The organism is Streptomyces sp. NPDC059371, from assembly GCF_042751995.1.
Classification (GTDB): Bacteria; Actinomycetota; Actinomycetes; order Streptomycetales; family Streptomycetaceae; genus Streptomyces.
The window spans coordinates 1-17,632 of record NZ_JBHYXD010000113.1; the positions used below are offsets into that span (position 1 = coordinate 1).

At 71.0% G+C, this 17,632-nt stretch carries 15 protein-coding genes and 1 pseudogene; 6 read left to right on the plus strand and 10 right to left on the minus strand.

The window, feature by feature from the left end; all coding sequences use genetic code 11:
* Positions 1–44: 44 nt before the first annotated feature.
* The 3 genes from ACFXGX_RS37355 to ACFXGX_RS37365 form a co-directional block, all read right to left on the minus strand.
* Positions 45–1,043, minus strand: a complete 999-nt coding sequence (locus ACFXGX_RS37355; RefSeq protein WP_384800955.1) for a helix-turn-helix domain-containing protein — start codon at positions 1,041–1,043, stop codon at positions 45–47.
* A gap of 190 nt (positions 1,044–1,233) precedes the next feature.
* Positions 1,234–1,497 (minus strand): extradiol dioxygenase, encoded by a 264-nt coding sequence (locus tag ACFXGX_RS37360; protein ID WP_384800958.1) that lies wholly within the window; start codon positions 1,495–1,497, stop codon positions 1,234–1,236.
* 126 nt (positions 1,498–1,623) lie between these two features.
* A complete protein-coding gene (locus ACFXGX_RS37365; RefSeq protein WP_384800961.1) occupies positions 1,624–2,103 on the minus strand; it encodes a winged helix-turn-helix transcriptional regulator in 480 nt (159 codons plus the stop codon).
* Positions 2,104–2,162: 59 nt separating this feature from the next.
* On the opposite strand from ACFXGX_RS37365, the gene ACFXGX_RS37370 reads away from it, so the two are divergent.
* Together ACFXGX_RS37370 and ACFXGX_RS37375 are read left to right on the plus strand one after the other, a co-directional pair.
* Positions 2,163–3,626, plus strand: a complete 1,464-nt coding sequence (locus ACFXGX_RS37370; protein ID WP_384800964.1) for an MFS transporter — start codon at positions 2,163–2,165, stop codon at positions 3,624–3,626.
* A 290-nt stretch (positions 3,627–3,916) separates the two neighbouring features.
* Positions 3,917–5,054: pseudogene (locus tag ACFXGX_RS37375) on the plus strand (SMI1/KNR4 family protein); the annotation flags it as partial.
* Between the two features lie 106 nt (positions 5,055–5,160).
* On the opposite strand, the gene ACFXGX_RS37380 reads toward ACFXGX_RS37375, so the two are convergent.
* Positions 5,161–8,874, minus strand: coding sequence for a S8 family serine peptidase (locus ACFXGX_RS37380; RefSeq protein ID WP_384800967.1), 3,714 nt, complete (start codon positions 8,872–8,874; stop codon positions 5,161–5,163).
* A gap of 826 nt (positions 8,875–9,700) precedes the next feature.
* Between ACFXGX_RS37380 and pnuC the strand changes: the two genes are divergently transcribed.
* Positions 9,701–10,309 carry a nicotinamide riboside transporter PnuC gene (gene pnuC / locus ACFXGX_RS37385; protein WP_384800970.1) on the plus strand — a complete coding sequence of 203 codons (609 nt, stop codon included), beginning with the start codon at positions 9,701–9,703 and terminating at the stop codon, positions 10,307–10,309.
* Positions 10,306–11,397, plus strand: coding sequence for an AAA family ATPase (locus tag ACFXGX_RS37390; protein WP_384800973.1), 1,092 nt, complete (start codon positions 10,306–10,308; stop codon positions 11,395–11,397). Before pnuC ends, ACFXGX_RS37390 begins: the two co-directional genes overlap by 4 nt.
* Before the next feature lie 35 nt (positions 11,398–11,432).
* Here ACFXGX_RS37390 and ACFXGX_RS37395 read toward each other — a convergent pair whose 3' ends face one another.
* Positions 11,433–11,786: a hypothetical protein gene (locus ACFXGX_RS37395; RefSeq protein WP_384800976.1), complete on the minus strand. Its 354-nt coding sequence runs from the start codon at positions 11,784–11,786 to the stop codon at positions 11,433–11,435.
* 180 nt (positions 11,787–11,966) lie between these two features.
* Positions 11,967–12,728, minus strand: a complete 762-nt coding sequence (locus ACFXGX_RS37400) for a hypothetical protein (protein ID WP_384800979.1) — start codon at positions 12,726–12,728, stop codon at positions 11,967–11,969.
* A 217-nt stretch (positions 12,729–12,945) separates the two neighbouring features.
* On the opposite strand from ACFXGX_RS37400, the gene ACFXGX_RS37405 reads away from it, so the two are divergent.
* The gene (locus ACFXGX_RS37405) at positions 12,946–14,046 is read left to right on the plus strand and encodes a S8 family peptidase (RefSeq protein ID WP_384800982.1); all 1,101 of its coding nucleotides are present in this window, start codon (positions 12,946–12,948) and stop codon (positions 14,044–14,046) included.
* On the opposite strand, the gene ACFXGX_RS37410 is transcribed toward ACFXGX_RS37405, so the two are convergent.
* The 3 genes from ACFXGX_RS37410 to ACFXGX_RS37420 are packed head-to-tail and all read right to left on the minus strand — an operon-like array spanning position 14,027 to position 15,483.
* Complete coding sequence (locus ACFXGX_RS37410) at positions 14,027–14,530, minus strand: hypothetical protein (RefSeq protein ID WP_384800985.1); 504 nt, start codon at positions 14,528–14,530, stop codon at positions 14,027–14,029. The genes ACFXGX_RS37405 and ACFXGX_RS37410 overlap by 20 nt on opposite strands.
* Complete coding sequence (locus tag ACFXGX_RS37415) at positions 14,527–15,135, minus strand: GNAT family N-acetyltransferase (protein ID WP_384800988.1); 609 nt, start codon at positions 15,133–15,135, stop codon at positions 14,527–14,529. Before ACFXGX_RS37415 ends, ACFXGX_RS37410 begins: the two co-directional genes overlap by 4 nt.
* 33 nt (positions 15,136–15,168) lie before the next feature.
* Entirely contained in the window at positions 15,169–15,483 is a 315-nt protein-coding gene (locus ACFXGX_RS37420; protein WP_384800990.1) for a cupin domain-containing protein, read from the minus strand.
* 349 nt (positions 15,484–15,832) lie between these two features.
* Between ACFXGX_RS37420 and ACFXGX_RS37425 the strand changes: the two genes are divergently transcribed.
* A complete protein-coding gene (locus ACFXGX_RS37425) occupies positions 15,833–16,807 on the plus strand; it encodes a Ku protein (RefSeq protein ID WP_384800993.1) in 975 nt (324 codons plus the stop codon).
* 207 nt (positions 16,808–17,014) lie between these two features.
* Here ACFXGX_RS37425 and ACFXGX_RS37430 read toward each other — a convergent pair whose 3' ends face one another.
* Positions 17,015–17,599 carry a helix-turn-helix domain-containing protein gene (locus ACFXGX_RS37430; protein WP_384800996.1) on the minus strand — a complete coding sequence of 195 codons (585 nt, stop codon included), beginning with the start codon at positions 17,597–17,599 and terminating at the stop codon, positions 17,015–17,017.
* Between the last annotated feature and the right edge of the window lie 33 nt (positions 17,600–17,632).

Consider the following 17,632-nt stretch of genomic DNA (forward strand, 5'->3'; position numbering starts at 1 on the left):
CGTCCGGCGGGCCCTGTCCGTGTGCGTTGCGGCGTCCGCCGTGCTCAGAGCCAGTCGCGGCGCGCCGCGTGCCAGCCCAGCTGCATACGGGTCGCGACGCCGGCCAGGCTCATCAGGCCCTGGATGCGCCGCTGGACGGTGCGCTTGCTGACCCGCAGCTGTCCGGCTATCGCCTCGTCCGTCATGCCGGCGACCATCAGGGAGAGCAGGTGCCGGTCCTCCCCGATCGGCGAGGCGGCATCCGTGGTGCCGGCGCCACCGATTTGGCCCTCCTCGGTCACCCGGAGCGGGGCACCGATCTCCCAGTGGTGTTCGAACAGGGCGATGAGCGCGTCCAGCAGGCTGCTCTCCCGGATCACCGCGGCCCGCAGTTCCCGGGGGTTGCGGGACGTGCCCGAGGCGGCCAGCGGCAGGATGGCCACCGAGCGGTCGGCGATCGCCATCCGCAGCGGCAGCAGCGGCACCGCCCGGGCGACCTCTCCGGCGCACACGCCCTTGACGACGTAGTTCACCGAGTCGGGGTCGTCGAAGTACGCCTGTTCGTACAGGGCTCTGTAGAGCACGCCCCGGTCCAGCGCGTCGAACTCCTCCTGATTGCTCTCCGGGGACATGGCCACGTACTGGGCCTTCACGAACCACATCATCTCGCGGCCGGCGCCGTGCTGGAGCTGGCGAAGATGCTGGCGCAGTGCCGCAGCGCCGGTGATGATCTCGACGGCCTCGCCCGTGCTCCGGGCCCACGCGCTGCGGCGGTGTGTCTCCGCCAGTTCGTAGACGGCGGCCCGGGTCTGTTCCAGGGCGTCGAAGTGGCGTTGGAGACGGGGCATGAGGGCCACCTGCGGCGGCACGGCCGTGAACCATTCGGGACTGTCCTCGGCCGCCGACGCCAGGCCCTTGTGCTCCAGCGCGCGCAGCAGCAGCCGCGCGGTCTCGACGTCGAGGTCCGAGCGGCCGGAGATGTCCTGAGCGGACGCCGTCCCGGCGGCGACCAGAAGGTGGTAAACCTCGCTCTCGTCGGCCGTCAGGCCCACCGTCTCCAGCATGTCGCCACCTTTCTCACCATCCGGGCCGCCTCCGCCCGGGTTTCCGCGGGGGGAACGCGGTCGTCACTGCGGATGATTCCACCAGCCCCTGGGACCAGGCACCACGACGGTTGTCACCGCGACCTGGTTCACCGTGACGGGGCGGTGCCGTCAGCACATCCGGTGGCCCCCGGGCGGGGCCGCTCGAGTGTCACAGACTGCGGGCCGCGGGGTTGCCAGGTTCGTACAGCGGCAGTTCGGTGCCACGGGGCAGACGCACCGCCGTCAGCCCGCCCCAGCGCTGTTCGCTGACCGGGCGGGTGATCTCGACGCCCCGCGCACGCAGTTCCCCGAGCTGGGCGTCGAGGTCGTCGCACATCAGACAGAACTCGTGCTGGGGGCCCTCGGTGGGGTGTACGGCGATCTCTGCCGGGGGCAGCTCGAAGATCAGCCACCCGCCGCCCGCGTCGGACACCGGGGAAGGCGAGGACGTCGCGCATGAAGGCGCGGTCGGCCTCCGCGTCCTGGCTGCAGAGGATGACGTGGGCGCCGTTGATCATGCAGGACCTTCGTTTCGCCGAGGTGGGGCCGTTCGTTCGGTCTACGGAGTCGTCACCGGGCCCGACTGGTCCCAGCCGGGCACAAGGTCGTCCCGGTGGACATCTTCCCCATGGACCCGCTCGCCGCAGGTCTCGCACACCGTGTGGGTGACGAGTTCGTGATCCCGGTGCCGGATCCGGGCGGGCGGTGCGGTGACGGCCCAGCGGTCGCCCCAGCCGATCAGCTCGCGGGTGATGGCCCCCAGATCGCGCCCGGCCTCCGTCAGGTAGTAGCCGCTGTAGCGCGCGTCGTCCGGCAGCGGGCGCCGTTCGAGGACGCCGCTCTCCACCAGCGCCTTCAGTCGCGCGGCGAGCCGGTCCGTGGGAGCGCCGGTGTTTCTGGCGATCTGCCGGAAGCGGTGGTTGCCGAGCATGACCTCGCGGATCGCCGGCAGGGCCCAGCGGTCACCGATGATCTGGAGGGTCGCGGCGAGGGAGCACGGGCGCCCCGCCATGTCCCGGGGGTCGATGAGCGTGGTCATTTTCCCAGTATCACCCGGCAGGGTTTGATTTCCAAACCACCCTGTGTTTGGGTTGCGCCATGTCCACGCCGCTTCGGTTTTCAAAGCACTCTCGGGCGGCCGCCGCAGTCGTCCTGGTGGCCGTCTTCATGACCAACCTGGATCTGCTGATCGTCAACGTCGCGCTGCCCGCCGTGGGAGAGGACTTCTCCGGAGGCGGCGGCGCAGCGGGCCTCGGGTCGCTGTCCTGGGTCCTCAACGCCTACGCGATCACCTTCGCCGCGCTGCTGGTGGTGGCCGGACGTGCCGGTGACCGCATAGGGCAGCGGCCGGTCTTCCTCGCCGGAATCGCCGTCTTCACCCTCGCGTCGCTGGGTTGTGCCCTGGCCCCGAACCTGGGAACCCTCATCGTGGCCCGGGTGGTGCAGGCCGTAGGGGCGTCGGCCCAGATCCCGACCTCCCTGGCCCTGCTGCTGGCGGCGGTGCCGGCCGAGCGCCGCACCCAGGCCACCCGCGGCTGGGCCGGGGTCGGCGGACTCGCCGCGGCCGCCGGGCCCGTCGCCGGTGGCCTGCTGACCGAGGTGGACTGGCGGTGGGTCTTCGCCGTCAACCTGCCCATCGGCATCGCGGCGCTCGTCCTCGGCCGATCCGCGCTGCCGAAGCCGGCCGCGCGGGAGACCGGGCCGCTGCCCGACCTCCTCGGCGCCCTGCTGGTCATCGTCTCGATCGCGTCGCTGTCCGGGGCGCTGGTGCAGGCACCCGACCAGGGCTGGACGAGCGGCGAGCCCCTACTGCTGCTGGCCGTCGCCGTGATCGGCGGCGCCGCGTTCGTGCTCCGGTCCCTGCGGCACCCCCGTCCGCTGTTCGAGCTGGACCTGCTGCGGCTGCCGCGCTTCGGTGCGGCGAACGCGGGCAGCCTCCTGTTCGGCGTGGCCTTCTCGATCATGCTGCTGTCGAACGTGCTGTGGTGTCAGGAGGTCTGGCACTGGAGCGCGCTGCGCACCGGTCTCGCCCTGGCCCCCGGCCCCGCGCTCGTGCCCGTCGTCACCGTGCTGACCACCCGCGCCGCGCAGCGCTTCGGGCAGGGACCGCTGATCGCGGCGGGCGGCGTGCTGTTCGCCGGTGGCATGGTCTGGTTCGCGATGTTCGCGTCGGTCACACCGGACTACGTGAGTGAGCTGCTGCCCAGCCAGCTGCTGACCGGTGCGGGAGTGGGCCTGGCCCTGGGCACACTGGTGGCCGCCGGCGTGCACGCGGTACCGGGACACCGTGCGGCGACCGGGTCGGCGCTGGTCAACTCGGTGCGCCAGATCTCGGCCACGATCGGCGTCGCCGTCCTGGTCGCGGTCGTCGGCTCCCATGTCGACGCCACCTCGCACGACGGCTTCCGGGTCGTCTGGTACACAGCCGCGGCGCTGAGCCTGGTGACCTCGGCGGTCGGGGCGCAGCTCAGCCGAGGGCGGGGCCAGGGCCCCGAGCGGACGGGACCCACCGCGCCGAAGGAAGCCGAGGCGACGGGACGGGCTCTGCCGCAGACACCCTGACCGACCGCTGCCCGGCGCGTGAGAGCTGTTCGCCGCCCGGGACGCCGTACGGGCGAGCAGCAGATGGTGCCTCGCACGTGCACTGGGGCACGCCGACTTGAGGGACGGAGGCAGACGGGCCCACGGCTTTGGGATCGCCTTCACCGACGTGGAGTTCGCCGACTTCTCCATCGACCGAGCGGGGCGCAAGCACGCTGGCAGGGCCTGCCGAGCCGGTCGCGTAAGAGAGGGTCCTGTTGGCCGCAGCAAGCAACGGAGCGCTGTCAGTGATGGGTGGCAGCATCGGGCGCATGACGGACACCACGGCGTTCAACTGGCGGTCCTTCCCACTCAGGTGGAGCGGGGAGTGGGCAGATTCCCTGCCGGACGGCGAGACGCGGGGCGAGGACGACGCGACCGCCCGGCAAGCGCGGTGGCTGGGGTTTCCGCCCGCGTCGGAGGAGCGGATCGCAGCCATGGAGGAGCGCCTCGGCCGACGGATGCCCCCGTCGTACCGGGAGTTCCTCAAGGTCAGCGACGGGTGGCGGCACGCGGGCGGGTTCGTGTGGCTGCCGGCGGGGACCGAGGACGCGCACTGGCACAACAACGAGTCAGGACTCGCGGACATGTTCGAGGAGTACGCGGACGAGGACGCCGGGCCCGGGGAGCGGCGGGAGGCGGACATCTGGCGGCGCGGGCTGCAGCTCGACGTGGAGTCCGACATCACCCAGGTCCTCATGGATCCTGAGGACCTGGATGAGGCCGGTGAGTGGGCCGTGTACACGTGGGCGAGCTGGCGGGCCGCGCCACCCGAGCGGCATGCGAACTTCCTTGAGTACATGGCGGACATGTACCGGGAGCTCCACAGCCTGCGGGCGCACCGGAGCGACGGGGAGCCGGTGTTCGCCGACGACACGAAAGCTGGACGCCCTGGTGGAGGAGGCCCCGGCTGGAAGCGCTGCGCGGCGGCTGGGAACGGGCCGGGAAGGCGCTGGACGAGGGCCAAGGAGCAGGCCGAGGGCCGCAGGGCTGGGCGACCAGATACGCCGCCTGCTCGGACAGACCTGCATGGTGTACTTCGACGGACTGCTGACGGACCCGCAGTACGCGCCCGAGCTGCTGCCACCGCTGGTCGCCGAGCACGCGGCGCACTCGTACCGGGACGACTCCACGTTGACGTCCCATCTGCGGGGCGCCGACGACGACGTGGTGTCGCCGGCTTACGCGACGCTGGATCAGGTGAGGGACCGGCGGCGGTTCGTCTCCCCGGCCGCCGCCGCCAGCGCGGGCACCCGCGCGGTGGTGGTGTGGAGCGGCCTGAGGACATGGCACGGTGAACCTTTCTTCCACCTTTCGGTGGCGCGAGACAGTGCCGAGCAGTACACGTTCACCTACGCGGACGGAGAGGTCCGGTCAAGCGGGGAGATACCGCAGGCGCTGGCCCCGAGCCTGTCCTCATAGATCCTCCGGCAACTGGGAACGCCGCGTGGGCGGGGCCGCCGGCTGCGGTCCCGCCCAAGCGGTGCTGTCCCAGGTGGCCTCCCGGGGTGTGACGTCAGCGCAGGCCGAAGGCCCGGGTGATCGTCTGCGAGACGGTGTTGCCCGCGCTGTCCCGGGCGCCGACCCGGAGGGTGACGAAGTCGGCGGACCGCGGCGCGCGCAGGTTCGTCCGCCATCCGTCGTCGCACCGGCTCAGGTCGGTCCGCTGCCAGGTCGCACCGTCGTCGTACGACACCTCGACGGTCGGCTTCCCGATGGTGGCGGTGGTGCCCGGCAGGTGCGAGGCGGTAACCGTCAGGCCGGCGTGCCGGTCGGCACGGCCGGACTTGTCGGTGTCCACGCCGTAGTCGAGCTGGATGAGCGGCAGGGACACCGCCGCATCGCTGCCGGTGACCGCGGAGGTGAAGTCCCACTCGGTCAGCGTGTGCGTCGAGTACGGGTTGGCCCAGGTGCCGCGGTCGTTGTCGAGGACCAGCCGGTAGGGCAGGCGCTCGGCACCGAGGCCGGGAACCTGCAGGTACTCGGCGTTGCCCCAGTCGAGCTGCTGGTCGCCCTGGTAGAGCGACATCCAGTCCTTGACGTCGAAGTTCGCGCCGGCCTCGCCGACGTGGCCGGACCCCGAGTCACCCCAGCCGGGGGCGATGATGTACATCGTGTCGAGGTAGCGCACCGGCTGGTAGTTGATCGGGCCCATGCGGGGCCGCTGGATCGGGCCGAACCAGCTGACCTTGCCGGTCCTGCGCGCCGGGTAGTTCAGGGGGTCGATCGAGTGCTGCCCGGTCTCGCCCTGGATGAAGGCGTCGTCGAGCCACGTGGTGCCGGCGGTGACCCAGTCGGTGCGCTCGCCCTGGGCGGGCGCGGTGAGCTGGTTGCCGACGGCCCAGCCGCGCCAGACGTCGGGACGGAACTCCATCGCCTTGCCCTGCCGGTAGTTCCGGAAGGAGACGTTCACCCGGCCGAGGTCCTTGGACTCCTCACGCCAGGTCGGGTCCGCCGGAACGGCACCCGTCCAGTGGTGCACGACGTCATAGACGTAGTCGGTCGTGGGGTGCGAGGTGACCTTCAGCGAGACCGCGCCGTGCCGAAGTTGGCCGAGCAGGTCGGCGCCCTGGTCGGCGTTCAGCGTCGCCACCGTCACCGGGGCCGGGCTCTGCGGGCTCCAGGGGTTCTCGTCCCAGGGCTGCAGGCGGCCGACGCCGTCGTTGACGACCAGCAGCAGCCGGGCGCCGGCGGCCGCGGCGGCCTCCGCCTGAGCCTTGATCCCTTCCGTGCCGGCGCCGCGCACCACGACGGCCTTGCCGCGCACGTTCTGCCGCGCGAGCTCCTCGGCCGTGCCGTCACCGGCGAAGACCGCCGTCAGGTTCCGGGTACCGGCGGGCAGCGGCCTGGCCGCGCGCTTGACCAGCGGGTCGTTGAAGGTCGTCGACTTCGTGCTCAGGGTCAGCGCGGGCTGCTCGAGGCGGAAGCGGGCGCCGGCCTCGAACTCGCCGTCGGTGACCTTCTTGCCGGTCGGGAGCGCCCAGACGCTGTCGTACGACGGGTTGGGCAGCATCGACGTCTCCACCAGGCTGTCGGTGAAGGACCGGTGGGCGTCCAGGCGCGGCGCGACGGCGGTGGTCTGCTGCAGCACGCGCGCCAGGATCCGGCGTGCCTTGCGGCCGTCCAGGGTGACGGTACGGTCCTGGTCCAGCTTCACGTCGTTGAAGGCGAGCAGCACCATGCCGCGCGAGTGCGGGCCTTCGGCGCCCTGCACGTCACCGGTGAGCCAGCCGCTGTAGCTGCCGACGGGCAGCCGCACCGTGCCGGTGCCGGACGCGTCGAGGTCCATCACCGTGAAGAGGTGCTCGGCGGTCAGGACGACCCGGCCCTCCAGCGGCTTGCCCGAACGGTCCTTGGCGACCACGGTCAGATTCTGCCGCTGGCCCTCGCGGGCCGCGCCGATCAGGGTCCGGGCGCGGACGGCTCCGGTGCCGTCCGTACCGGTGATCATGGCGCTGATCGACTGGTCACCGGCCAGCTTGTCCAGATCCGCGGTCAGCTTGACCGTGGCGGTGCCGTGCGCGGGCACGGTGACGTGGTCGGCGGCGAGGCTGAACAACCCTGCCGGGACGGTGCCGTTGACCGCCAGGTCGAGGTTGGCCGGTGCGTCGCCGACGTTGGTGTACGCCACCGTCTGGACGTCGGTCTGCCCCGGCTTCGGCGGCCACGTGTAGAAGCCGGAGTAGGCGCTCGTGGTGGCGAAGACCTTGGTGTGCACGGCCGCCAGCGCGTCGAGCCGGCCGGCGCCCGCCTGGTACGGGGCGTACGCCGGGGTTGCCTTGGCGCTGCTGACCAGCGCCTCCTTGAGCTGGGTGCCCGTCCAGTCGGGGTGCTCTGAGGCGAGGAGCGCGGCGGCACCGGCGACGTGCGGTGTCGCCATCGACGTGCCGCTCATCGTGGTGTAGTAGCCGGAGCCGCGCTTGTAGTGCGAGCGCGCCGCGACGATGTCGACGCCGGGCGCGGTGATCTCCGGCTTCAGCCCGCCGTCGCCGTCACGCGGGCCCTGGCTGGAGAAGTCGGCGAGCGTGTCGGTGGAGTCGACGGCGCCGACGGTCAGCGCGGAGTCCGCGGTACCGGGGCTGCTGATGGAGTGCGGGCCGCCGTTGCCCGCCGCGATCACGAACAACGCGCCCGTGTCGTGGCTGAGTTCGTCGACGGCCTGACTCATCGGGTCGTTCTTGTCACCGCCGCCGCCCAGGCTCATGCTGATGATCCTGGCCTTCTGGTCGCGGGCGGCCCACTCCATGCCCGCGATGATCCAGGATTCCTGGCCGCTGCCCTCGGAGTTGAGCACCTTGCCGACGGCCAGCCGGGCGCCGGAGGCGACACCCCGCTCCTTGCCGTCGGAGGCACTGCCCGTGCCGACGATGGTCGAGGCGACGTGCGTGCCGTGGCCGTTGTAGTCGGCGACGTCGTCCTCGCCGGGGACGAAGCTGGCGCTGTCGGACACCTGCCCGACCAGGTCCGGGTGTTCGGTGTCCGCGCCGCTGTCGAGCATCGCGACCTTCACGCCTTGGCCGGTGTCGCCCTCCGCCCATACCTTCTGCGCGCCGATCTGGGCGGTGGAGTCGGCCAGGTCGGCCTTCACCTTGCCGTCGAGCCACACGTTGGCGACGCCGCCCGCGAAGGACGGCTTCGAGGACCGGGCCGCCGCGCCGGAACCCCCGGTGAGCGAGGACCAGAACTCCGGTGCCTGCTTGTGGTTCTGCGCGAGGGCCGCGCCCTGGATGCTGTCCAGGCGGCGGACGTCCGTCGAGCCGGCCATCTTCGTCCGGGTGCGGTCCTTGGCGGCGGCCCCGGTGTAGCGCACGATCAGCGGCAGCCGGGAGCTGTGCGCGTCGTCGTAGCCCTCGGTGATCAACCGCGTCACGTTGAAGAGCTGCTTGTCGAGTTTGCCGGCACTCACGTACGGCAGGGCGGCGTCGGGGTAGACATAGGTGGCGCCGTCCAAGACAGCGCGGTGGAAGCCGGTGGTGGCTCCGCTCGCGGCCTGGAAGGAGCGCACGACGGTGCCGTCGGCGGCGGTCCCGATGGTGACCTTGTCACCCGTGATCAGGGTGACGGTGTGTGTGCCGGCATCGCCGGGGGTTCGGTGTCCGGCGTCGTTGTGCGACACCTCACCGGGGGAGTACGCGGACACAGCGGCAGTCGCCGGTATGACGCCGAGTGTTAGCGCGGCTGCCACGGCGAGGGCGATCGGCCCGGGCCGGGGGATGGGAACCTTGGGCAAGGAAGACTCCTGAGACGCGGCGAAGAGCGAAAGATCACTGGATCCTCCGGCCTCCCCCGCCGTCGTTCAAGGGGTGGCACATGTCGCTCTTGCGCCATGGCACAGTTACGCCGCGAGCAGACGGGGTCGTCGGCCACCGCGCGTCCGGGGGGGGCCGACAGTCCCACAGCCGGTACCCACTCGCCGTCACTCAGCGCGCGCCCTCGCCCACCCGCACTGGTTGCGTCAACTGCGGAACCCCTGGATATCCGCGACGACGTCCACGACGCGTTCCTGACCCTCGGCCGCGCGCTCATACGCTGACCGTGCCCTTTCGTCGGCGAGTAGTGAGAGCTCCTCGCCTGGTCGGAGGGCATCTTTCGGCCGGCTGGGGTGAGCTTGGCTTTGGCACCTCTGCCAGGGGCGACCAGTCGCTCGTGACCACGACGTGCGCGGAGTACTACGAGTTAAAGATCTGCACGTCCTAAGTGCACGTCAGAGCGGCCTTGAGTCGCATTCATCCCCGGCGTGAACGCCGGGGCTTTCCGCAAGAGCCCTGGTGACGCAGCCCGACTCCCCCCTTCGCGCACGCCGCATCCTGTTCACGCACACAGCCCTCAGTACGCAAACCGCGACCGCCCCGGCGGATCTCACACCTCCTCAATCCGCGTGCGGACACGCCATATTGGCCGCCTGTTCGCCCCACCCGTGACGAAACCGCGGCATCGGCATCGGGCTCCCCGGCCGCCCGAACGACGGCCATGGAACCCCTGCGGAGGCACGCAAATCCCTTGCCCTCCGCCCGCCACCCTATTTATAGTCAGGGCGACTATTAAGGAGCCCGTCCGTGAACTGGAACCTCGGCTGGACCGAAGCGCTCGGCTTCGCCACCGGCGCCGTCTGCGTCTGGCTGGTGGCACGCCAGCACATCGCCAACTGGCCTGTGGGCATAGCCAACAACGTCTTCTTCATCGTGCTCTTCCTCCAGGCCGGCCTGTACGCCGACGCCGGCCTCCAGGTCGTCTTCATCGCGCTGGCCGCCTACGGCTGGTGGGCCTGGGCCCGCGGCGACGGACCGGCCACCGCCGGCGCCCTGCCGGTGCGCCGCACCACGCGTGTCGAATGGGGCTGGCTCACCGCCGCCGGAGTGCTGGGCACCGCCGCCCTCACCGTGCTGCTGGACCGGGCCACCGACTCCACCGTCCCCTTCTGGGACGCGCTCACCACCGCCCTCTCCCTGGCGGCCACCTACGGCCAGTGCCGCAAACTGCTGGAGTCCTGGTGGTTGTGGATCGCCGCAGACCTGGTCTACATCCCGTTGTACGCCTACAAGGGCCTGTACTTGACCTCTCTGCTGTACGTCGGCTTCCTCGCCCTGTGCGTGGCCGGCCTCCTCGGCTGGCGGCGCACCCTCGCGGCGGCCGGCTCCCACTCCGCGACGGCGGTGCCCGCGTGAACGCCGCGGCCCGCCCGTACCGACACGGCCTGGTACTCGGCAAGTTCTATCCGCCGCACGCCGGCCACCACCACCTCGTCCGCACCGCCCTCGCGCAGTGCGACCGGCTGACCGTTCTGGTCTGCGCCGCCTCCGTGGAGTCGGTGCCGCTCGCCGACCGGGTGGCGTGGATGCGGGAAGCCCACCCGGAGGCCGAGGTCGTCGGCGCCGTCGACGACCACGCGGTCGACCTGCACGACCCCGCGGTGTGGGACGCCCACATGGCGGTCTTCCGCTCGGCCGTCCCGGATCCGGTGGACGCCGTCTTCACGTCCGAGTCGTACGGCGCCGAGTTGGCCCGCCGGTTCGGCGCGGCGGAGGTCGGCGTGGACCTCGACCGGACCACGTACCCCGTCTCCGGCACCGCCGTACGCAAGGACCCGGTGGGCTGCTGGACGTTCCTCGGCCCGGGCGTACGCGCCGCTCTCGCCCGGCGTGTGGTCGTCCTCGGCGCCGAGTCCACCGGCACCACCACCCTCTCGCGGGCGCTGGCCGCCCACTACCGTGCGCGCGGCGGCGTCTGGTCGGACACCGGCTGGGTGCCCGAGTACGGGCGCGCGTTCAGCGAGGAGAAGCTCGCCGCCCTGCGGGCCACCGACCCAGGGGCCGACTGGGCCGAAGTGGAGTTCGCCTCCGAGGAGTTCCCCGTCATCGCCCGCCGCCAGGACGATGACGAACAGGAGGCGGCCCGCCGCGGCTCCCCGGTGCTCTTCTGCGACACCGACTCGTTCGCCACCGCGATCTGGCACGAGCGCTACCTGGGCGCGCCCAACCCCGAGGTGGCGGCCATCGCCGAGCACACCCCGCGCCACCTGTATCTGCTCACCGACCACGAGGGCGTGCCCTTCGAGGACGACGGCCTCCGCGACAGTCCGCACCTGCGCCCGTGGATGACCGGCCGGTTCCGGGCGGAACTGGAGCGCACCGGCCGCCGGTTCCTGCTGGTCACCGGCAGCCCCGAGGAGCGGCTGCGCACCGCCGTGGCAGCGGTGGACGACCTGCTCGCCGAGGGCTGGCACTTCGCCGACCCGCTTCCGGAGAACCGGTGACGACCGCCCTCCGGGACCGGTGAGTGCCGCCGACCTCAGCGGAACGCGTGGACCACCTGGATCTCGCCGACAATGTGGGCGTTGAACTCGTCCAACTCCTCCGCCGGAACCCAGAGTTCGAGAATGGTCCGCCCACCCGCCTGCTGAACGGGATATCTGCTCACGAAGTCCGAATCGACCTCGAAACGGGTGACGAAGCCGGCTCCGTCGTGCTTCACGTTCCAGTCCCGCGCGATCCTGATCGCGTAGTCTTCGTTGAGCACCGGGTAGAAGATCGGCTGCTCGGGCAACCGGGGCGGCCAAGCACGCCAGTTCGACTCCCGGACCAGCTCCAGCTCCTTGGGTCCGGTGGGGCGCCACAAGGTCGTCGTGGCTCGTTGGCTGGTCATGTGCGTCGCTCTCTGAACGTGAGCCGCGGGCACTGCGGGTCGGGATCCCGGACGATACCGGCACGGTGAACACCCCGGCCATGCGGTTTCCGCACCGTCGAGCCGGCGCACACGCGGGTGTACGCCGGCCGCCGTGCGGTGTGACGCGAGGGTGCTCGCGACCCGGTGGGGGCGTGCGGCTCAGCGCACGTCGACGAAGTCGCCCGCGGTCTTGGTCGCCGCCGTGGTGGACGTGCCGGCGAAGTTCCAACGCCAGTAGCCGTCGCGCGAGGCGGTGACGGTCGTCCTCAACTTGCCTGTTCCATCGCTCTTCACGGTCTTCACCGTGGAGTAGGTGTTGCTGTCCTTCGGACGGAACTGGAGCTGCACGGACTGGTTCGTGTAGCCGGCGTAGACGTACTTGTCCCAGTTGGCGCGGGCCAGTTTGCCGGTGACGGTGATGGCCTTGCCCTTGGTGACGGGCTCGGGCGCGGCATCGACGCCGAGCGTGGAGCGCCGCTTCACCGAGTGGGTTCCGTAGTCGGCGCTGTAGAGGTCTCCGTCCTTGGACTCGATCTGGACGTACACGTTCCAGGGGCCGGCAAGGGTGTTGCGAGGCAGGTCGATGTCGCGTTCGAGCTTCACGGTGAGGCTGCAGGTGGACGTGGTGGCACTGACGGCGGTGCAGCGGGGAACACCGTGGTACGACCAGTAGTCGTCGCCCTTCTCCCGCTCGATCTGCAGGAAGCCGTCGTTCTTGATGCCCGAGTCGTCGGAGGCGGTCACCGAGATGGTGAACGACTCCGTCCGGGAGGTGCCGAAAACGATGGACTTGCCGCCGTTCACGGACACCTTCTTGATCACCACGTCGGTCTCCGTCGCGTACGCCGGAGGACCGGCGAGGACCGAACCGCACAGGGCGACGGCGCCGACGACAGCGGCACTTATGGATGTTGCGCGCATGGATCTCCACATGGTTCGAGCCGGCCTGCGACCCGGATCCCCCCTGGTCACCGGCGCGGCGAGTGCCGTGAGAATACGACATGCCGTCCCGGCGGGACGCGACGCGCACAGCCGCGGGCATGCACTCCGACCCGCCCCCACGCCCGGCCGGAACCGCCCGCCCCCTGTGGTCGTCTTGTGCGCTGACTGTGTACGCGGCGGGGATACGGGGGAAGTCATGACGCGGAATGCGACGAAGGCGGGGCTCCTGGTGGTGGCTCTGGCGACGGTGTTCGGGGCATCGGCCTGCGGTGGGGCGGCGGGCGGGAAGGCTTCGGCGCACGGTACGGGAGACGCCGTGACGCCCTACGAGGGCAAGGCCTCCGGATGGGCGCCGACATCTCGCGGCACCGGGGGGACGTCGTCCAAGACCGCGCTGACCGCCGCCGCACCCACCACCCGGCATGTGCCGTGGAATCTCGACATTCTGGACCAGCGGTCGCGGCCCCTGAACGGGAAGTTCACCACGACCGCGACCGGCAAGGGCGTTCATGTCTACGTCATCGACACCGGAATGGACATCGCCCACACGGAGTTCGGTGGACGCGCCCATCTCGGCGCCGACTTCGTGGGTCCGCAGGACTCCGGCGACTGCTTCAGCGAGGCGGGCACCGGTCACGGCACCTTCGTCGCGGGCATCATCGGCGGGAAGAAGTACGGGGTGGCGCCCAAGGCGGACCTCGTACGGGTCCAGGGCATCGTCTGCGAGAGCTCGGGCGGCGGTTCCGCGGCGGCGGCCGAGGCGGCCCTGGTGAAGTCGGTCAAGTGGGTCACCGCGCACGCCCAGAAGCCCGCGGTGGTGAACATGTCGCTCAACCTCGCCCACCGGTCGGCGGCCCTGGAGTCCGCGGTGAAGAAGATGGTCGACGCGGGCATCCCGACGGTGGTGTCGGCCGGCAACTTCCATGACGACGCCTGCAAGCACTCCCCGGCCGGCGTCCCCGGCACCATCGTCGTGGCGGCCTCCACCTCGAACGACCGCGCGTGGACCGACAGCGGCTCCTACGGCTCCGGGTACGGGCGGTGCGTAGACCTGTACGCCCCCGGTCAGAAGGTGACCGCGGCCCTCGCCGGCGGCGGCACGGTCACGGAGAACGACGGCGCGACGTCCTGGGCAGCGCCCCATGCGACCGGCGTCATCGCGCTGTACCTGTCGGCACACCCGCACGCCACGGCCCACGAGGTCCACGTCTGGCTCGACCACACGGCCACCCGCGGCGTCGTCCACGGGGTCCGCTCCGACACCCCCAACAGGCTGCTCAACACCGGCGGCCTCTGACCTGCCCGAGCTTGAGACTTCCGGCGGCGGTGTTGCGGATCCGCCGGGTGCGGCCGCCTTCGGCGAGGACTTCGAAGGCGGCGGTGCCCGACCCGACTGCGGTGCCCGACGTGGCGGCAGTCTTGAGCTGGAGCCAGTTGGACGCCACGAGCAGGTCGTCCGGAAGCCAGGGCAGGCCGAGCCTGATGGCACGGAGGAGCGACCACTCCTCCAGGCGGCGGATCAGGAAGGGCCGGCCGCCGACGACTTGTGCCATCGCCTGCGCCCAGGCCTCGTAGGCGGGCCCGAGGTGAAGGTCCTCGGCTCGCCGGTCCACGTGCCGCAGCACGGCGGACTGGGCCATCGTCCGGTCCGGGTCGCCGAGGACATGGCCGACCATGTCGGCCTCGTCCGCTTCGACGGCCTGTTCCAGTCGGACGAGGTGGGCCGCGAAGCGGATGTGCTCGTCCGGTTCCCGGTCGCCGCTTTCGGGCGCGCGGGTCAACGGGCCGGGCGCCACATGGTCGTGACCACGTGGCCGGTGGCGGTGGTGATCTCGTCGCGGGCGTTGAAGCCCACACTCTCGTAGCGGGCGAGGTTCGAGGGGTTCGACGATTCCAAGTAGGCGGGGGCGCCGAGATCGTCGATGCGTGCGAGGCTCTCGGCGAGCAGACCCATGCCGAGCCCCTTGCCGCGGTGATCGTCGTGCACGCCGAGCAGACTGAGGTAGAAGAACGGCTCCCCGGGATGGGCCGCCTCCAACTGGTCGGAGATCGTCAGGATGGCCTTGGCCACGTCCGGGCCCGCGGCCCGCACCAGCAGATCCCCCATGCCGCTCTCCTCCTGATGGGTGAGTTCGGTGCCGCCCGGCGGGATCCACACGGCCGCGGCCTCCGCGCCCGGCGTCACGCGTGTCCAGGGGTAGCGCAGGGCGGAGGTGACGTACAGGCGCCACATGGCCGCCGCCTGGACGGCGCGGCGCGACTCGTCGGGGAAGGCCGGGCCCCACAGCGGATCGTGGAAGAAGGCGGTGGTCATCGTGGAGACGATGCCGTCGATGTCCGCGGGGGTGGCGACTCTGGCGGGGACGGGAGGGTATGGGCTGGTCATCGCCGTACCGTAGCCGCGCGGAGCGCCGGGCGCTCAACCGATTTCGAGGTCCACAGGGGCTGGTTGCTTGAGTTCGATCTCGACGAAGGCCAACGCAGAGGTGCCGGCGTTGACGACTTCGTGTTCCCCGCCGGCCGGACGGGCGTAGGACTCGCCTGCGCGCAGCTGCGAGGTGGTGACGGTGCCGTCGGGGGTGATCACATCGATTTGCCCGTCGGTGACGGGGACGACGAGGTAGTCGTACGCGTGGACGTGGCGGCCGGTGCTCTCCCGGGGCTCGAAGTCCCAGCGGGTGACCCTCAGCCGCTCGTCTTCATGCTGCAAGGTGGCGCGGGCGGTCGTCGTCATGGCCGATCTCCTCGTCGTAGGTCGCCGCACCTGTGCCGCGGACCGGTGAGGCACGATCCCAAGTCGCAGGCTAGCTGTCGGATGCCACAGCGGCGGGGCGGGGCTGTCCTCGGCTCTGGCAGCCGTTCGCTCGGCGAGTAGCGCCTCTGACCTGCGTGCCGACGAAAACACCCGCCGTCGCCGACGTGAGTGGCACAGGCCGCCTCCCGCTCGTAGCGTTGTGCGCAAGCACGCTGTGGGGTCGTAGCGTGAGCTTGCCAACGGTCGAGGCCGCGGGAGGCGTGCGATCGTCCACCCTTGTGTGCGAGTGCAGAGCTGAAGTCCTCGGCTCCTGTCGCGGAGGTCCTCCATGCCCCGAACCGTGTGGTCCGGCGCCATCTCGTTCGGCCTGGTCACTGTGCCGATCCACGTGGTCAACGCCCGCGAGGACCACAGCATCCACTTCCACCAGGTGCACCTGGAGGACATGGGCCGGGTCCGGAGCCGCAAGATCTGCGAGATCGAGGGCCGCGAGGTCGCGCAGTCCGAGATCGGCAAGGGCTATCAGTGGGGCAAGGACACGATCATCCCGGTGCTCGACGAGGAGCTGCGGGAGATACCGCTGCCCACCGCGAAAGCCATCGAGATCGAGGCGTTCGTGCCGCTGGACTCCATCGACCCGATTCAGATCGGCGACGGCTACTACCTGCAGCCGGACGGCAAGGTGGCCGCCAAGCCGTACACGCTCTTGCGGAAGGCCCTGGAGCGGTCGTCGAAGGTGGCCGTGGCGAAGTACGCCTGGAGCGGTCGCGAGCGGCTTGGCCTGCTCCGGGTCCGCGACAACGTCATCGTCCTGCACGCGATGCGCTGGTCCGACGAGATCCGCGACCCCTCGGAGCTGAAACCGGAAGAGATCGAACTCACCGACGCCGAGATCACCCAGGCGGAGCAGCTCATCGAGCGGCTGACCCGCGACGATCTGGAGGGTGAGGAGTTCACCGACCGGTACACCGAGGCGGTGGAGCAGCTCATCGACGCGAAACGGGAGCACCGCGAACCGCCCACGGCCGAGGAGCCCGAGGAGGCGCCGGGGCAGATCGTCGATCTCATGGCCGCGCTCAAGGAGTCCGTGGCCAAGGCCCGCAAGTCCCGGGGCGACGACCCCGCCGACGACGCCACCGTCCATGACATGCCCGGGAAGAAGGCCGCGAGCAAGAGGACCTCGGGCACCGCGGGCAAGAAGACCGCGGCCAAGAAGACGGCGACCGCGAGGACGGCGAAGAAGCAGCCCGCCGAGAAGGCGGCCAAGAAGACCGCGGCGCGCAAGCCGCGGCGCAGCGCCTGACGCCTCGGTCCCCCGGGGCCTACGTGACACCCGGGTACGGCGGGGGACGACCTGGCACCCGGGTACGGCGAGGACGACCTGGCGCCACGCTACGGCGAGGACGACCTGGCGCCACGGTACGGCGGAGACGACTTGGCGCCTCAGCACGCGGGTGCCCTCATCGGCCCCCGCGTGGGGCAACCCCTCCGCCGGGAATCCCGACCGCGGTCACCCCGTGGGGCCAGGACCCGGCGGGATGTGAACGGTCATGATCAGGTGACAGGTCCGATCGCCTGAGCCCCGGTAGGTGTGGGGGGTGTCGCCGTCGAAGGTGGCGGTCTGGCCGGTCTCCAGGGCGTGTTCCGTGCCGTCGACGACGAGCACCATCCGACCGGCCGTGACACTGACGGTCTCCACGACGCCCACTTGATGCGGGTGGCTGGGATATTCGTCGCCCGGTTCCAGTTTCCAGCGCCAGACCTCGACCGGGGCCGGTCCCGAGGTGGTCAGCATCAGCCGCGCCTCGCTGCCCTTCTCCCCGGCCCACAACGGCATGACGGCATCGGCGCTCACCACCCGGACGCGGCCTTCGGCCGGTCCCTCCATCAGTGCGGACACCGAGATGCCGAGGGTGTCGGCGAGGCGGACCAGGGTGGCGAAGTTCGGGTTGCCCTGGGCCTTCTCCAGCCCGACCAGGGCGCCCTTGCTGACCTTGGCTCGGCGGCCGAGTTCGTCCAGGGACAGTCCGGCGCGGGTACGGGCGGCTCTGACGTTCTGCGCGAGCGTCCGCAGGGCCGCATCGGTCTCGGTCATCGGTCTCCCCTCCTGGCGGCGTTCATTGCACTG

Bases quoted from the DNA above. Each gene is read 5' to 3' on its own strand.
- ACFXGX_RS37355 (WP_384800955.1), bottom strand. From the start codon at position 1,043: ATGCTGGAGACGGTGGGCCTGACGGCCGACGAGAGCGAGGTTTACCAC.
- ACFXGX_RS37365 (WP_384800961.1), bottom strand. From the start codon at position 2,103: ATGACCACGCTCATCGACCCCCGGGACATGGCGGGGCGCCCGTGCTCC.
- ACFXGX_RS37370 (WP_384800964.1), top strand. From the start codon at position 2,163: ATGTCCACGCCGCTTCGGTTTTCAAAGCACTCTCGGGCGGCCGCCGCA.
- ACFXGX_RS37395 (WP_384800976.1), bottom strand. From the start codon at position 11,786: ATGACCAGCCAACGAGCCACGACGACCTTGTGGCGCCCCACCGGACCC.
- ACFXGX_RS37400 (WP_384800979.1), bottom strand. From the start codon at position 12,728: ATGCGCGCAACATCCATAAGTGCCGCTGTCGTCGGCGCCGTCGCCCTG.
- ACFXGX_RS37405 (WP_384800982.1), top strand. From the start codon at position 12,946: ATGACGCGGAATGCGACGAAGGCGGGGCTCCTGGTGGTGGCTCTGGCG.
- ACFXGX_RS37415 (WP_384800988.1), bottom strand. From the start codon at position 15,135: ATGACCAGCCCATACCCTCCCGTCCCCGCCAGAGTCGCCACCCCCGCG.
- ACFXGX_RS37420 (WP_384800990.1), bottom strand. From the start codon at position 15,483: ATGACGACGACCGCCCGCGCCACCTTGCAGCATGAAGACGAGCGGCTG.
- ACFXGX_RS37425 (WP_384800993.1), top strand. From the start codon at position 15,833: ATGCCCCGAACCGTGTGGTCCGGCGCCATCTCGTTCGGCCTGGTCACT.
- ACFXGX_RS37430 (WP_384800996.1), bottom strand. From the start codon at position 17,599: ATGACCGAGACCGATGCGGCCCTGCGGACGCTCGCGCAGAACGTCAGA.